Consider the following 15,340-nt stretch of genomic DNA (forward strand, 5'->3'; position numbering starts at 1 on the left):
AGCCTAGCTGTAGTTCGTAGATGCACTGCGGTTGTCTGCTTCTGGCCGAACTCAGTCGGTCACGACCAGTAGACCGGTCAGCCACAACCGCACAGGCGGTCAATTCAACAGGAATACGCATGAGTCGACCACAGACTCTAGATTGAGTGTTCGAACGACTAACGCTAACGCTACCGCGATCCCTCCTTAGAGCTCACGAAATTCGATGTTCGTGCAGCGACTTCTAACACTCACAACTACTAACTCAACAATGTGGACCTCTATGTCCACAGGCCGGTAAGATGGAAGAATCCTCCTCTTCATCTAGCTGGCTTCGCCCCAGGCGGCAAATCCGCCTAGGGAAAACTCAGTCCTAAATGAGTCCCGGTAGAGCACAAGTAAAGTCTCCTAGCCATGCCAGAGCAACTACTATTATTTGGGAGTTGCAAGTTAAGCCTGCTTCCTAAAGCCTGTGTTCTATGCTCGCCTTGTCCTAATAACGCGCTTACCATCAGGTAGTAGTCAATGAATGTGGACAAATTTTCGTGCAACCACGACAGTCGGGTTGCTGTTCAGAGGCTTGTCGAGTTCTACGAAGGGCTGACAGGAGAACATCTACAACGGCTTGACGCGTACTATGCGGCGGATGCCTACTTCAAAGATCCCTTCAACGAAGTTCGTGGGGTGGCAGCGATCGCCAGCATTTTTGAACACATGTTTTCCTCGTTGCAGGAGCCACACTTTGTAGTTACCCAGACTCTGGTGCAAGGCCATCGCGCATTTCTGGAATGGGAGTTCCGTTTTCGGCTGGGTCACTGGCGATCCGAGGTTGAGCAGTGCATTCGCGGCGCTTCTTCTGTTTGCTTCGATTGCGAAGGCCGCGTAACACACCACCGTGATTACTGGGACACCGCAGAAGAGTTGTACGAGAAATTGCCGTTGCTTGGGGTCTTGATGCGCTGGTTGCGCCGTAGGGTTTCGGCGCCTGCAAAGTCAGTACACACGAATGGCTCTGCATCCTAGCAATTGGCGTTAGAGGCGATCTTTGCCACGATGGCAAGAGATGGCTTTCCCACCATCAATATCGTCCGAATCTTCCGAACCCTAAAGCAAAGAGAGAGCAGCGCTATCTCACGGCCAAACCATCGAAAGTCGTGCTTGTTACCCAGTCGATGATCTGGTCATGCGTGTATTGGCCTGACTCCTTGAGCAATGCCACGACCGGATCGCAGGCGCGCGCGAACAGAGTGTAGAGTACTAGTTCAGCGGGTAGTCGCAATTGCAAATGACCACCTGTCTGGGCTTCGGTAATCCACGTACTGAGCCTATTGCTCAACGCAATGAGTCGATCCATGTACTCGTCGTTCGATTGCAATGAGGCGCTGAGACTCGAATTTTGCGCCGGAAGTGAGGGCATTTGTCCTTCCAGTTGCGTTTGCATAGCCCACCGCACGACTGCTTTGAGCTGATCCAGCGCAGGAGTGCTCTGACCGGATTCGGCTACCTGCTCGGCCTCTCGGCGCAAGCCATCCACAAAACTCAAAGCACGATCCAGCACGCCGACCATCGCTGCGCCGGCTAGCTCTTCTTTGGAAGTAAACAACTTGTACAGACTGGCCTTGGCGACTCCTGCTTCAGCAGCGACCTCATCCACCGTCATCGCGTCGTAGCCCTTAGTCGCCAAAAGGCGGTTCACCGCAGCCACGACAGCCTCTTCCCGTACACGTTGAATTTGTTCTTTGATTGTTGACCGAGCGTTCATAGCCAACATTTTAGGACGCACAAGATCATCTTGCACACCAGGTAGTGCAAATTTGAAATTTAAGGTTTATAGTTTGAACTAAGCAGTTCAAGATTTGATCTTTTAGGTTTTCTTGAGTGTTCACCCAATACTTCAAGGAGCTTTCATGCCTCGTATAGCTGTTATCGGTTCGGGTATATCCGGTCTGGCCGCCGCATTTCGTCTGGCTACCACCCAAGCATCGCACGGCGTTTGCTTAATCGAAGCGACCAGCCATTTCGGCGGACATGCCAACACGTTAGAGCTCTGCCTTGATGATGTAAGCCATGGCGTAGATACAGGATTCCTAGTATTCAATCATCGTACCTACCCCATGCTCACGCAGCTGTTTAGTGAACTCAATGTGGAAACGGCACCTTCCGAGATGTCATTTTCAGTTCAAGTTCCCAGCGTCGATGGCAGGTGCGGACTTGAGTGGAGCGGAAGCTCCTTAGGAGGAGTTTTCGCTCAACGCAGAAATCTGCTGCGTCCCCGCTTTATCGGCATGCTGCTCGAGATCTTGCGCTTCAACCGCCTGACCACAGATATCGCAGAACGCCAGATCGAGGCACAGCTCAATACGTCAATAGAGGACTTTCTGGACCAGCATGGCTTCGGTAAAGCGTTTCGCAGCGACTATCTGCTGCCCATGATTGGATGCATCTGGTCCTGCCCTACGGATCAGATGCTGCGCTTTCCCGTCGCCACCTTGATTCGCTTTTGCCACAACCATGGTCTGATCCAGGTCACACATCGGCCTCAGTGGTACACCGTGCGCGGCGGTTCTCAGCAATACGTGCGTCGCGTGATTGCCCGAATTAAGCAGGATGGTCGCCATGAAACCAGATTGGATACCCCAGTGCTGAGTTTGAAGCGCGATATGCATGGGGTCATGCTGCAGATGCCCCATGGGTCGGAGCATTTTGATGCGGTTGTTTTGGCCTGCCACAGTGACCAGGCGTTGCGTTTGCTGGGTCAAGATGCGACACCGTTGGAGCGTGCAGTGCTAGGTGGAATTCGATACCAGCCCAATGAAGCAGTTCTGCATACCGATACAGCCGTGCTGCCGCAACGCCAGGCAGCCTGGGCGGCCTGGAACTACGAACGTGCACCCTCCCTCAGCGCAGAGAATGCCGGTGTCTGTCTGCACTATCTGATCAACCGTTTACAGCCCCTGCCTTGGCAGCAGCCCGTACTGGTTTCACTGAATCCGACTCGACCAGTTGCCGACAACAAAGTTCATGCGCGTATTCAGTACAGCCACCCTGTTTTCGACCAGGCTGCGATCTTTGCACAACAGCGTGTTGGTGAGTTACAAGGTAGGCGCAATACCTGGTTTTGTGGCGCTTGGTGTGGCTATGGGTTTCATGAAGATGGCTTACGCTCAGGTCTCGAAGCTGCCGATGGAGTGCTCCACTCTCTGAGCCACACACAGCAACCAGTGCTCCCAGGGGCCATCTTGGAGGAAGCTCTATGAGCGTTCCTCCTCTGATTGGCTTTGGCCATATCTGGCATCGCCGGCTTCGGCCAGTCGAGCATGCATTCCGTTACCCCGGATATTTTCTACTGCTTCCCATGCGAAGCCTGCGTGAGCATCCGGTTGCAGTGCTGCGGCGCAATCGGCGCGGCTGGCTCAGCTTTCATGACAGCGATCATGGCGACGGCAGCTGCGACTCTTTGGCCTGGTTCGAAAAGCTGTTGCAGGAAGAAGGTATCCGGGATGCAGATGGAGAAATCTGGCTGCATACCTTTCCCCGCGTGCTGGGCTATGCCTTCAAGCCGGTGAGTTTCTGGTACGCACACCGAGCAGATGGCACGCTGGCTGCAATCCTGGCCGAGGTCAACAACACCTTTGGTGAGCGTCATGCCTATCTTCTCGCAGGACCTAAGCTCGCCTGGGATTGCGAGCATGTGGCGCACAAGTGCTTTCATGTCTCACCATTTTGCGAGACCCAGGGAGAGTATCGCTTCCGCTTCAAACGCAGTGAAAGCACCAATCTGGCGCTCGTGGATCTCTACGACGAGACAGGGCCGCTGCTGCGCACGGGCGTCGAAGGGACACTGCATCCCTTGAACACCTCCACAGTGCGCCAGGCTTTCTTCGGCACGCCGCTGATGACACTCGGAGTCATCTTCCGCATCCACTGGCAGGCACTCCGCCTTTGGGCGAAGCGGCTTCCTTTCCATCGCAAACCACCTGCGCCCAAGCGCTTTGTAACACGATGAACACGACCACTGTCCCCCTACTGAGCAAGTCCGCCGGTTCAACGCGCTCCCTGCCACGCAGCGCCAGTCGCGTCATGAAGCTGTTGGAGCATTTGCCGCACGGCCAACTGGATTTGCAATTGCCTGATGGACGAGTGCGCCATTTCCCGAAGCAGATCACAGCTGAAGCAGATGCACGCTGTGCAATCCAGCACTGGGAAGCTTTGGACCGCATCCTGAGCTCGGGCGATATCGGGCTGGCCGAGGGCTATATCGAGGGCCAATGGGACAGCTCTGACCTCAGTGCCCTGTTGCGTCTTTGCATCAGCAATCGCGATCACCTGGAGCAACTGGTGTACGGCCACTGGTGGGGTCGCCTGGGCTTCAGGCTGCGCCACCTGCTTCGCCGCAATACGCGGGCGGGCAGCGCCAAAAACATTCATGCCCACTATGACCTGGGTAACGATTTTTATCGGCTGTGGCTGGATCCCACCATGAGCTACAGCTCTGCCTGGTTCGAAGGGCTCAGCGGTACGCCCTTGCAAGCGACCGACCTGGAGCAGGCACAGCGCTCCAAAATAAGACGTGCCTTGAGTGAGACAGGACTCCAGCCTGGTCAGCGCCTGCTGGAAATCGGCTGTGGCTGGGGGGCGCTGGCAGAGACGGCCGCCACGCAATTTGGCGCGCAGGTGACCGGCGTCACCTTGTCGCGCGAGCAGCTGCAGTGGGGCATGCAGCGCATCACACAAGCAGGCTTGCAGGCACAGGTCGACCTGCGTTACCAGGATTACCGGGATCTGGCGGCTGAACATGCAGCACAGCCCTTTGATGCCATTGTGTCCATCGAGATGTTCGAGGCTGTCGGGCATGAATACTGGCGTACTTATTTCCAGGCGTTACGCGACTGCCTCAAGCCCGGCGGCTACGCTTGCCTGCAATCCATCACCCTGCGCGAAGACCTGTTTGCGCGCTATCTGCACTCCACCGACTTCATCCAGCAGTTCATTTTCCCAGGCGGTCTGTTACCGAGCGTTACGGCCTTCGAGCAAGAGGCCCAACGCGCCGGCCTGACGGTGGAAAAGAAGATGCGCTTTGGCAAGGACTATGCCGAAACGCTCAGACGCTGGCGTCACGCCTTTGAGCAGCGCCTTGATGTGGTGCGAAGCCTGGGCTTCGATGAGCGCTTTGTGCGCATATGGAGGTTTTACCTGGCCTATTGCGAAGCGGCCTTTGATACGGGCAACACCGATGTGGTCCAGTTCACTTTGCGCAGGCCTGACCATGCATGACATTCGACGGCGCCAAGCCCTGGTCTGGAGCGCCAGCCTTCTTGCTCCCACTATGACTCTAATAACCCACAACCTCTTGGCAGCTACGCCTGCCGCCCCTGCGGAGCTGCGCTCCACCCTGCCCTCGGCGCGCCTGATTGGAAGCGGCGTGCTGCGCTTTTTTGGTCTGCGGGTCTACGAGGCCCGTCTCTGGGCGCAGGCGGACTTCGAGCCGGCGGAATATGCACGCCAGCCGTTCGCGTTGGAGCTGGTCTATGACCGCAAGCTGGAGGGTGAGGCCATCGCCGAGCGATCGGTGGCCGAGATGCGGCGCGTGGGCAGCTTCTCCGAAACACAGGCACGCCAATGGCTGATGATGATGAAGAAGGCCTTTCCTGATGTCGCTGCGCAGGATCGACTGCTGGGAGTGACTGACGGAGCCGGCGATGTGAGCTTTTTCCACAATGGACGCGAAACAGCACGCCTGCAGGATGCAGAGTACGCGCGCCTGTTTTTTGGCATCTGGCTGTCTGATCAGACTTCGGCGCCTGGCCTACGCGCTGCACTGCTGGGCAAGCGCTGAGGAGACAAAGACCATGCCCTCCCCCAGCTCAGCTCCATCCAAGCCGCTGCCCTGGCGTGTGGGGCTCGCTTATGGAGGTCTCGGCGTGCCGCTGGCATTCGTGTCGCTGCCGCTGTATGTCAACCTGCCTCATCACTATGCAGCGGTCGCCGGGGTGCCCTTGGCTGGCCTGGGGGCGGTACTGCTTGCAACCCGCGCTCTGGACGCGGTGCTCGACCCAGCCCTGGGACGCATGGCCGATCGCCTGCTGCAAAGCGGGCTGCGTGCCGCATGGCTGGCCGCGGTGCTCTGCAGCGTGCTCATGGCATTGGGCTTCGCTGCGCTGTGGCATCCTCCAAACGCCAGCCAAGCCAGTCTGCTGGGCTGGCTGGCTGCCAGCCTGCTGCTCTGCACTCTGGCCTATAGCGCCGTGAGCATCTTGCACCAGGCCTGGGGCACGCGCTGGGGAGGTGAGCCTGATTGGCGCGCGCGCGTGACCGCTTGGCGCGAAGGTTCCACTCTCGCTGGCGTACTCCTCGCCAGCGTGCTGCCCACCTGGCTGGGTTTTGATGCAACCAGCATGGTGCTCATGATGGCGCTTGTCCTGGGCTTGCTAGGGCTGCATAGCCTGCGACGGTCCAGTGCGATACCGGCGTCCACCGTGCAACTGCACACCAAGCCTGCTATGCCCTCACCATGGGCGGACGCAAGTTTTCGCAGACTGCTATCTGTATTCATGCTCAACGGCGTGGCAGCAGCAATACCCGCCACACTGCTGCCGTTCTTCGTGATGGATCGCTTGCATGCGCCGGATCTGCAGCCACTACTTCTATTGTGCTATTTCGGTGCCGCCGCTGCGGGATTGCCACTGTGGGTGAAGGCTGTCTCGCGCTGGGGGCTGGCGCCCAGTTGGCGCGCCGGCATGCTGGCGAGCGTGGTCGCATTTTCCATCACCCCCTGGCTCGGGGCCGGCGACAGCTGGATCTTCACCATCATCTGTCTGACAAGCGGATTGGCCCTCGGGGCAGATCTGGCGCTGCCTGGGGCTTTACTGACCGGCGTCATCCACGAGTCTGGCCAAGGAGGCTCTGCAGAGGGACGCTATCTAGGTTGGTGGGCCTGTGCTGCCAAGCTCAATCTGGCATTGGCAGCTGGACTGTGCCTGCCGCTTCTTGCCGCAATGGGATACCGCAGCGGCACGACCGACCCTGCCGGCTTGCAGGCACTGGCATGGGCATATGGAGGCCTTCCCTGCCTGTTCAAACTGATGGCCTCAGCTTGCCTGTGGCGTGGCGAGCGCCTGCACCAATCTTGGAGACTGAAATGAAATCCATGGCAAGTACTTTCTCATTCCTGCCTTGGCGCCGCGCCGCAATAGGACTGACGTTTATGGGAGTGCTGGCCGGCTGCGCGGGTCCGTCTGTGCAGGAATATGCCCAGGAGCGCCCAGAACTGGATCTGCGTCAATACTTCAACGGACCATTGACCGCTCACGGCTTGTTCACGGATAGATCCGGAAAAGTGGTCAAGCGCTTCACCGTGCGCATGACAGGCAAATGGAACGGCGACGAAGGTGTGCTCGACGAGCACTTTGTCTACAGCGACGGCAGCACGCAGCAACGCATCTGGCACCTGAAGTATCTGGGTGATGGCCGCTATAGCGGAAACGCAGACGACGTGGTGGGGCAGGCTCAGGGCCAGACGGCTGGCAACGCCTTCCGTTGGAACTATGTGCTGGCCCTGCCAGTGAACGGCAAGGTCTGGAACGTGAGTATGGATGACTGGATGTATCTGATGGATTCGCGGACCATGCTCAACCGTGCTGTCATGAGCAAATTCGGTGTTCACCTGGGCGATGTGACTCTGTCCTTCATCAAGGAGTAAGTGCGATGTCGCTGCTGCACGCAAGGCTCAATCCGCCGCTGTCCCACTGGCAAGGGAAATGTGCCTGGATAGTCGGCGCTTCTTCAGGCATAGGGCGAGCCACCTCAGAGGCCCTACATGCGCAAGGCGCTCGGGTCATCGTATCGGCCAGAGATGCAGCTGCCCTGCATTCCTTGACCCTTGGCCGCAGCGGCTTTCTGGTCCTGCCGCTGGATGTCACCCAGCCCGAGACCATGGCTGAGGCCACTGCGACGGTGAAAGCTTATGCAGGGGCGCCGGATCTGGTACTGTATTGCGCAGGCAGGTACAGACCGCAACGCGCGACAGCCTTCGACCTGCTTGAGATGAAGCAGCATCTGGCGGTCAACTATGTCGGTGCCCTGCAACTGCTGGACGCTGTCATACCGATGCTGTTGGACGCGGGACGTGGTCACCTGGCTCTGGTCGGCAGTGTAGCCGGTTACCGGGGACTACCCATGTCGCTGGCCTATGGCCCCACCAAAGCCGCACTCAACAACTTGGCAGAGAACCTCTATCTGGATCTGCACCCTCGGGGCTTGGGCGTCTCCATCATCAACCCCGGTTTTGTCGATACCCCGTTAACGGCACAAAACAGCTTCAAGATGCCAGCCCTCATCAGCTCTGAAGAAGCGGCTCAGCATATCTTGCGCGGCTGGAAGCTTGGGCATTTTGAAATGAACTTTCCCCGTCGCTTCACCCGCTGGGTAAAGCTCATGCGCTGCCTGCCCGACAGCTGGTATTTCTCGGCGGTACGTCGTGTCACCGGAATGTGATCTCACCCGCAGCCGTCTGCACTTCAAGTGCGCATACGCCGATGCACTGTTGCCATTCAGCCTGAATCTCGTACAGCAGAGCCTGCCGTGGTCTCTGTTTACTTCACACTATCGAGGCGCTTTATGCATATTTCAAGAAGCTCTTTCATGCGCGCTACAGCGCTAGCGGCCGTCTTTGTCGGGACCCAGCTGGCTTTATCGGGCTGCGCCGTATCTGTACCTCGTGGGGTGGATCCGGTGAGCCATTTCGATATCAATCGTTATCTTGGAACTTGGTATGAGCTGGCCCGCATTGATCACCACTTTGAGAAAAATCTGATCCAAGTGGCAGCACGTTATCAGCTCAACGCGGATGGCAGCATTTCCGTGCTGAATCGAGGATTTGACGCACGCAAGCAGGAATGGCGCGAAGCCGAGGGGAAAGCCCAATTTTTAGGACCCTCCAATGTAGCGGCACTGAAAGTCTCGTTTTTTGGCCCGTTTTACGGCGGCTATAACGTTGTCAGCCTAGACGACGAATACCAGACCTCTCTGGTCATAGGCGGTAGCCTGGATTACTTTTGGCTGCTGTCGCGCCAGAAGTCCATCCCAGAGGAGCAACTTCATTTGCTGCTGCTAAAGGCTCAAAGTCTCGGCGTAGATCTCAGTCGTGTAATCCGGGTGCCCCAATAGCGCCCATTGCCGCCAAGTACAAGCATTTTCAAACGACTTTGAAGTTCGCACCGCGGCCTTTTGCATCGCAGTGAGCCGACTCATTCGTGCCAGTCACAGATAGTCAACCTCAGCCAGACACTCCATTGAAATGATGACTTCTCACCCTACAGCGGGCAGCACCGCCCACCGCATTGCCATCATTGGCGCCGGTACGGCAGGGCTCAGCGGTGCACAGTTCTTGGCCCATGCCGGGCACCAGGTGCATGTGTTTGACAAAAGCCGTGGTCCTTCGGGGCGCATGAGCACGCGTCGCCGCAGCGATAGCGATGCGAACTGGCAGTGCGATCATGGCGCCCAGTACTTCACGGCGCACGATGCGGATTTCCGCGTCCAGGTAGCAACGTGGGAACAAGCCGGGGCTGTAGCTTCATGGTCCGCCCGCATCGGCAGCTACGATGGGCAAAGCTTCATGCTTCAAACCAGCGCCGGGCCGCGCTTTGTCGGCACTCCGCGCATGACCTCGCCTGCTGCACATTCGGTGCGCTGCATGACGGATAGTCCCAACCCGGTACGCTTTCAATGGCAATCCACCATCGAGCCATTGCAGGCCGATACGGGCGATGGCTGGCTGCTGCGCAGCCTCGAGCACGGCATCGAGTCCCTGCGCTACCAAACCTTACTGCTGGCTGTGCCCGCACCGCAGGCCGCGCAGTTGCTGGCTGGCGTGTCTTCTGAAGCCACCACTCTGTCAAACAATACCCGGATGCGCGCCTGCTGGTCGGTTATGGTGCGCTGCGCCCAGCCGGTGCCACTGCCGGTGGACGGCTGCTTGGTCGAGCACAGCCCCCTGCACTGGATTGCGCGCGACAGCAGCAAGCCCGGGCGCATCGGCCCCGAAACCTGGCTGTTGCACGCCAGCGGCAGATGGAGCGAGGCACATGTGGAAGACGACGCAGCCTCGGTAACAACTGTCCTGTTAAAGGCCTTTGCGAAACTGGGCGGCCCCGATCCGGCCAGCGTGCAGGCGACGGCCCACCGCTGGCGCTATGCCGACACGGCCAACCCGCTGAACATGGGCTCCTGGTGGGACGCGGCTGCCAGTTTGGGGATGTACGGTGACTGGCTGCACAACGGCACCGTGGAAGGCGCCTGGCTCAGCGGCATCAGCTTGGCCCGCCATGTCCATATGGCACTGCTCGCCCATGCCGGATAAACTTACTGGAAGCGCACTATGCACCACACTGACAACTAAGCCCTGCCCGTGCTGGGGGTACCCGTTTGCCTGACGCAAAAAGTGGGCCCAGATGTGGGAATAGGTTAAGTACTGCTCCGAATGTTGCCGCTGCCAACGCAAACCGCAGCCTTCACCCGGAGCGAAGCTATGAGCACGGCCTGGTATGGCTGCGCAACGACCTGCACCTGCACGACCAGCCCGTGCTGCACGCAGCCTGCTAGCTAGGGGCGCAGCACCTGCTGCCCGCGGTATTCCTAGCCGATGTACAAGCCACCACCCAATGGGCCTCTGTCCGCATCAGCCCGCACCGCAGCGCTTGGTTGACCAACACCTGCTGCAACGCTTCCAGCAACTACGCTCTCGGCTAAGCATTTTGAATCAGCGTGAGGCCCCTACCCTGCCCGGCCTAGCGCAGGCAGTGGGGCCAACCGCATCGTCTGTGAGGACATCGCCGCCCCCCGAGGAACAGGCCGAAGTCGGTGCCCTGCGCGCCGCCGGCCTACAGATGCACATAGCCACATTCTCTCGCGCCGAAGAGAACTTCCAGTTGGGCCAGGTCATCCCCAATGAAGTGCGTGAAGCAGCGAGTGGCAAGGTTGCCCCCTAGCGGTAGACCTTCCAAATAGTGTTTCTAAACTATTTGCACACACGTTACGGTAGTCGATAGTTGTATCAACGAACCTGCGTTTGGTGTGCCATGAGGGTGAGTTTGAGCAGTTTCAGGGCGAGCTGGCCCTGCACCGTCGGTGCCTAGTGCAGGCGAGTCAGCCTGCACTGCACAACCCTATCCTACGACTTACCAACTAACGGCTGGCAGACGCGTATGTTGAATGGTCCAGGCACTCGCACATGATCGGCAAGGGTTAGCATTAAGGCTTTCCTAGCAAGCTGAACGACTTATCAGTGCTGCTGCCGACTAATCACTCCGCCTAGCGCCTGAAGCTGTATAGCTGGTTCGACACTCAAGGACTACGCCCACGCATCGTTGGTGAATTTCACGACAGCGCGCTACTGGCGGTATTTGCCTAGAGGGGTCTGGGCGTCTTTCCCGTCAGCCACCTTGGCGAAAACAATTTCGCATTCATAAGAGACCTGCGTCTACTTGGAAAAGTCCAAAGCGTGAGAGAGGAAATACATGCCATCAGGTCACTTAGAGGTCAAAGCCATCCTCTAGTGCTGCAAGTAACTCATGCAGCAGTGAGTTCAATTATTGAAGCGCGAGATGAAATGAGCACTCGGCACCAAAAGTCTGTGCTCCATGAAAGACGAATCGCCGATCCAAACGGTCATCAGAGATGGCTTTTTACGGCTTTGTGACCATAACTTGATCTGCTCAGAGAGCCAACTGCACCTGGTTGCGGCCTTTGGCCTTAGCTGCGTAGAGGGCGGTGTCGGCACGGCTGAAGAGTTCGGGCAGCGAGGACTGGAGACCAGCCGGCTGCACCGCAAGACCAAAGCTGGCACTCAGGTTCAGCATGCTGCCGTCGGGCCGGTGCAGCGGCTGCTGCAGGGCTTGGCGCAAGCGCTCGGCCAGGGCCAGTGCCGCTTTGTCATCGCAATCGGGCAGCAGCGCGATGAACTCCTCGCCGCCATAGCGGGCCAGCAGATCGCCTCTGCGCAGTTGGGCCTGCGCGAGTTGCGCCGCATGCTGTAGCAACTGGTCGCCGGTCTCGTGACCATGCTGATCGTTGATGCGCTTGAAATGGTCCAAATCGAACAGCATCAGCGCTAGCGGCCAACGATGACGTTCGGCCTGGGCCAGCTGGGCCGGCGCCTGATCGTCGAAGGCGCGGCGGTTCATCAGCCCGGTCAGGTGGTCGCTGTGGCTGAGCTGGCGAAGCTCGGTAATAAGGGTTTCGCGCTCGGCCTCCAGCTCCTGGGTTCGTTGCAGACTGGCCTGCAACGCATGCACCGCGGACTGCAGCTCGCCGATCTCGTCGCTGCGCTGGACTGCGGGTAGCTGTCGGTTCAGCCGGCCACGCATCAGTTCCATCATATGCTGGGTGATGAGCAGCAGCGGCGACAGCACACGGCGGCGCAGCGTGATGAAAACGCCAACCTCCAGCACCAGGATGCAGCAGCCAATCAGCGCGTTGACGCGCAGCCGCCGCCAGGCTGCCGCCACCTTCTCCAGCGTCTGTTCGCGGCCTACCTCGTGCAGAGTGTCGCGCAGATCGACGATGCTGCGCATCCCCGGGACATGGCGGGAGACAAACTGTGCCGAGTCCATGCCATAGGGCAGGCCTGCAAGGCCTCGAGCGGTAATCTCGGCGATAAAGGGCAAACTCTGACCGAAATAGCGTTCCTGCTGGGCCTGCAGCGCGGCGTCAATGCGCGGATCGGAGAGACTGGTGCGCGCCTTTACATCCAGCAGAGCCTTGAGCTGCTCGATGCGGCCGAGCATTCGAGGAATGCCGTCGCGCTCTTGCGGGCCGAGCGGCGAACCGCTTGCCAGCGGTGCGGTGAATTGCGAGCCCAAGCGGCCAGCATGCTCGCGCAGCTCAGCGGCGTAGCGCGCGCCGACCAGCGGCAGCGACAGGCTGGGATGGCTTCGCTCGGCACTGGCCGACAGCAGGGTAATCGCCTCTAGCACCGTGTCGACGACTTCGAACATCTGGTCGATGACCTGACGGGTGCGGCGTTTATCGACGGCCGCGCGCTCAGCCTGGGGAAGGACCGCCACCCGTTCAAGTTCTTGCCGGGCTGCCTGCATCTGCGTGCGCGCCCGCTCCAACACCAGCAGGGCAGTCAGCAGCTCGGCTTCCTCACGTCGGCGCAGCCGCGTCAGCGCCACATCGAAGGCCGCATCGGTCTCCAACTGGAACTGCGTCAAGCGCTTGCGCAAAGCGTCCGAGGGCGGGTCGTTGAGTACCGGGATAGCAGGACCTCGCTCGGCCGAGGCATGTTCTGCGACCTTCATGGCAGCATAGGCCAGCTCCATCGCCTCCAGTCCGAATTCAGCACGGCGCACGTCCTGCCAGTCGGTCCACATCGTGCGCACCAGCATCAACGAGACCAGACTGAGTAACAGCACAGTTGTGCAAAGGAAAAGACGGCTCAGGCGCATAGCGCCCAATATTGTCGGCGCAGCCGCTACGCTACTGTTGCGCTTATTCCTCCTCCAGCCCTGAAACTCCCGGCCGATGAGAAAGTGGCGCTCAATCTTGATCTCTGACGGGGTGTAGTTGCGGTTGCACATACGTACAGACTAGCAAGTCGGATTTCTCTAATGCTGTATAAATAAACAGCATAAAATGGGGTTCACATTCACATCGAACATCATTACAACTGGCGCTTTCAAGACAAGCTCGGTAAGTGGCGCACCACCAGGCACCTCTGCTCCGAGGAGATGATTAAAAAGGAACATCCAGAAGCCACCCCGGTTGAGGGAACTCTCACAGTCATAGAGGTGACTGACACGCTGAACGAATACTGGCCACGCACACACAAAAACACAATGTCAGGTGTAGTGCGCAAGCCGTATAGTGATGATGCTTGATGAGGACGTGCCCTCTGTTGTGTACTCCAGGCCGATATGGCTTTCCCAATGAGCGCTGCCCTGCAAACCACCAAGAGCTGCCTGTCAGTTGAAGACGCAGCAGCCAGCCAGCACCGCTTTGATATGCTATTGCGAGTCGATAGACAAACATATTTAGCTTCAGCATGACCTTGGAATTCAAGCGCCTTACAGAAATCGACCTGATAGACATCATTTCGCTCAACAACAATCCCGATGTGCTACGGCAAATGCCGCTTGGAAGTGCAAATTTCGATCTTTCGAAGGCAAAAGAATGGGTCCAGCAAAAAGACGCACAGTGGCAACAATATGGCTACGGTCCGTGGGCATTTCTAATTAATCAGAAATTTGCTGGTTGGGGTGGCTTGCAGTACGAGAAAGGTGATGCTGACCTGGCTTTAGTGCTTCACCCTGATTTTTGGGGGAGTGGAAAAGTAATTTATCACGAGATCGTTAAACGGGCATTCACCTCTCTAAGGCTAGAATCAATCACAATTTTGCTTCCATCCTCAAGGACAAGAATCAAAGGAATTTTCAGGCTAGGCTTCCAGCCTGACGGAGAAGTAAACATTGAAGGTGCTCGCTTTCAGCGTTTTCGCCTTCATGCACCCAATAAACTCGTTCCATAATAGAGCAGAGCTTCTGAAGTCGGGCACCTGTCTGGCAACCATATAACCGACGAGCTTTGGCCAGTAACAGCAAACGGCAAAGGACTGTTCATGAGGTGGGGCAGGCAGTCGCTAACAGGCTGACTAGGTAAAGGTGTTGGGACTTTGTGCATGAGCCCAAACTCGCCATGAAAACTCAAAAGCGAAGATAAGTCCGATAGCGACGGAAAGGCAACTACCAACGACTGACACCCATGCCAAGGCGCTATGTTGAGCCGCACCCCAAAACAATGGGTTGATTGCATACAGATGGCTAGCAAACTGGATCACCACCAACCAAACTGAGCGCACTAATACAGCAAGAGACAGCCAATAGACTGCAATGGCGATGAGTGCGTTGATGCGTTGATGCGTTGAGTCACTATGGCGGCCAGTAACCCGCGAAACAAGGCAAAAGCCCACGCCATAAATGCCAGCAGTCCAACAATCAATGCGCCCCAAGTAACCATAGAGTTGAGCCCTCAATAGCTTTAGACAAGAAACAATATGACGTTGTCACTCAAAAAAGACTTCGCTTCAGGAATGATAGCGGCTAAGCCAACGAATCCTTTTGTGCAAGCCTAAAGAATTTGAAGACTGCATTCAGCGTTAGCGCGAGAGGTCAATGATCGAATGACGGCTAGTGGCAGAGGATTCAACCGGTCGATGCCACGCCTCCTCTAAGACAATAGTGCTATGACCGATGAATCACCGATCCACACAGTCCATAAGTGCGTATGCCACACGTTCCTTCGGCGCTGGAAGGCCCACAACAACGCCTACCCCAAGCTGATCAAGATGCCGCCGGAAGAGCTG

At 57.7% G+C, this 15,340-nt stretch carries 14 protein-coding genes; 12 read left to right on the top strand and 2 right to left on the bottom strand.

Features of this window, described 5'->3' with window-relative positions; translation table 11 throughout:
• Positions 1 to 504 precede the first annotated feature (504 nt).
• Positions 505 to 1,002: a nuclear transport factor 2 family protein gene (locus tag AAIL66_RS18750; protein WP_343485371.1), complete on the top strand. Its 498-nt coding sequence runs from the start codon at positions 505 to 507 to the stop codon at positions 1,000 to 1,002.
• A gap of 103 nt (positions 1,003 to 1,105) precedes the next feature.
• Here the strand turns inward: AAIL66_RS18750 and AAIL66_RS18755 are convergent, their stop codons facing one another.
• Positions 1,106 to 1,741 carry a TetR/AcrR family transcriptional regulator gene (locus AAIL66_RS18755; RefSeq protein ID WP_034408419.1) on the bottom strand — a complete coding sequence of 212 codons (636 nt, stop codon included), beginning with the start codon at positions 1,739 to 1,741 and terminating at the stop codon, positions 1,106 to 1,108.
• 145 nt (positions 1,742 to 1,886) lie between these two features.
• Between AAIL66_RS18755 and AAIL66_RS18760 the strand changes: the two genes are divergently transcribed.
• From AAIL66_RS18760 to AAIL66_RS18805, 10 genes are all read left to right on the top strand, one after another.
• On the top strand, positions 1,887 to 3,236 hold the full coding sequence (locus AAIL66_RS18760) for an FAD-dependent oxidoreductase (protein WP_045840212.1): 1,350 nt from the start codon (positions 1,887 to 1,889) through the stop codon (positions 3,234 to 3,236).
• Positions 3,233 to 3,985 carry a DUF1365 domain-containing protein gene (locus tag AAIL66_RS18765; RefSeq protein ID WP_343497431.1) on the top strand — a complete coding sequence of 251 codons (753 nt, stop codon included), beginning with the start codon at positions 3,233 to 3,235 and terminating at the stop codon, positions 3,983 to 3,985. Before AAIL66_RS18760 ends, AAIL66_RS18765 begins: the two co-directional genes overlap by 4 nt.
• A complete protein-coding gene (locus AAIL66_RS18770) occupies positions 3,982 to 5,253 on the top strand; it encodes a cyclopropane-fatty-acyl-phospholipid synthase family protein (RefSeq protein ID WP_343497432.1) in 1,272 nt (423 codons plus the stop codon). Before AAIL66_RS18765 ends, AAIL66_RS18770 begins: the two co-directional genes overlap by 4 nt.
• Entirely contained in the window at positions 5,246 to 5,815 is a 570-nt protein-coding gene (locus AAIL66_RS18775) for a chalcone isomerase family protein (protein WP_343497433.1), read from the top strand. The genes AAIL66_RS18770 and AAIL66_RS18775 overlap by 8 nt, the downstream gene beginning before the upstream one ends.
• 13 nt (positions 5,816 to 5,828) lie before the next feature.
• Positions 5,829 to 7,121: an MFS transporter gene (locus AAIL66_RS18780; protein WP_343497434.1), complete on the top strand. Its 1,293-nt coding sequence runs from the start codon at positions 5,829 to 5,831 to the stop codon at positions 7,119 to 7,121.
• 62 nt (positions 7,122 to 7,183) lie between these two features.
• Complete coding sequence (locus AAIL66_RS18785) at positions 7,184 to 7,678, top strand: DUF3833 domain-containing protein (RefSeq protein WP_343497438.1); 495 nt, start codon at positions 7,184 to 7,186, stop codon at positions 7,676 to 7,678.
• 5 nt (positions 7,679 to 7,683) lie between these two features.
• The gene (locus AAIL66_RS18790) at positions 7,684 to 8,472 is read left to right on the top strand and encodes an SDR family NAD(P)-dependent oxidoreductase (RefSeq protein ID WP_343497435.1); all 789 of its coding nucleotides are present in this window, start codon (positions 7,684 to 7,686) and stop codon (positions 8,470 to 8,472) included.
• Between the two features lie 228 nt (positions 8,473 to 8,700).
• Complete coding sequence (locus AAIL66_RS18795; protein ID WP_041744500.1) at positions 8,701 to 9,144, top strand: lipocalin family protein; 444 nt, start codon at positions 8,701 to 8,703, stop codon at positions 9,142 to 9,144.
• A 133-nt stretch (positions 9,145 to 9,277) separates the two neighbouring features.
• Positions 9,278 to 10,339, top strand: coding sequence for an NAD(P)-binding protein (locus AAIL66_RS18800; protein ID WP_343497439.1), 1,062 nt, complete (start codon positions 9,278 to 9,280; stop codon positions 10,337 to 10,339).
• A gap of 460 nt (positions 10,340 to 10,799) precedes the next feature.
• On the top strand, positions 10,800 to 10,967 hold the full coding sequence (locus AAIL66_RS18805) for a hypothetical protein (RefSeq protein ID WP_343497436.1): 168 nt from the start codon (positions 10,800 to 10,802) through the stop codon (positions 10,965 to 10,967).
• Positions 10,968 to 11,693: 726 nt separating this feature from the next.
• On the opposite strand, the gene AAIL66_RS18810 is transcribed toward AAIL66_RS18805, so the two are convergent.
• A complete protein-coding gene (locus AAIL66_RS18810; protein WP_034408397.1) occupies positions 11,694 to 13,559 on the bottom strand; it encodes a sensor domain-containing diguanylate cyclase in 1,866 nt (621 codons plus the stop codon).
• Between the two features lie 464 nt (positions 13,560 to 14,023).
• On the opposite strand from AAIL66_RS18810, the gene AAIL66_RS18815 reads away from it, so the two are divergent.
• Positions 14,024 to 14,506: a GNAT family N-acetyltransferase gene (locus AAIL66_RS18815; RefSeq protein ID WP_041744042.1), complete on the top strand. Its 483-nt coding sequence runs from the start codon at positions 14,024 to 14,026 to the stop codon at positions 14,504 to 14,506.
• Positions 14,507 to 15,340 lie beyond the last annotated feature (834 nt).

The organism is Comamonas sp. F1-6, assembly GCF_039581415.1.
Lineage (GTDB): Bacteria > Pseudomonadota > Gammaproteobacteria > Burkholderiales > Burkholderiaceae_C > Comamonas > Comamonas thiooxydans.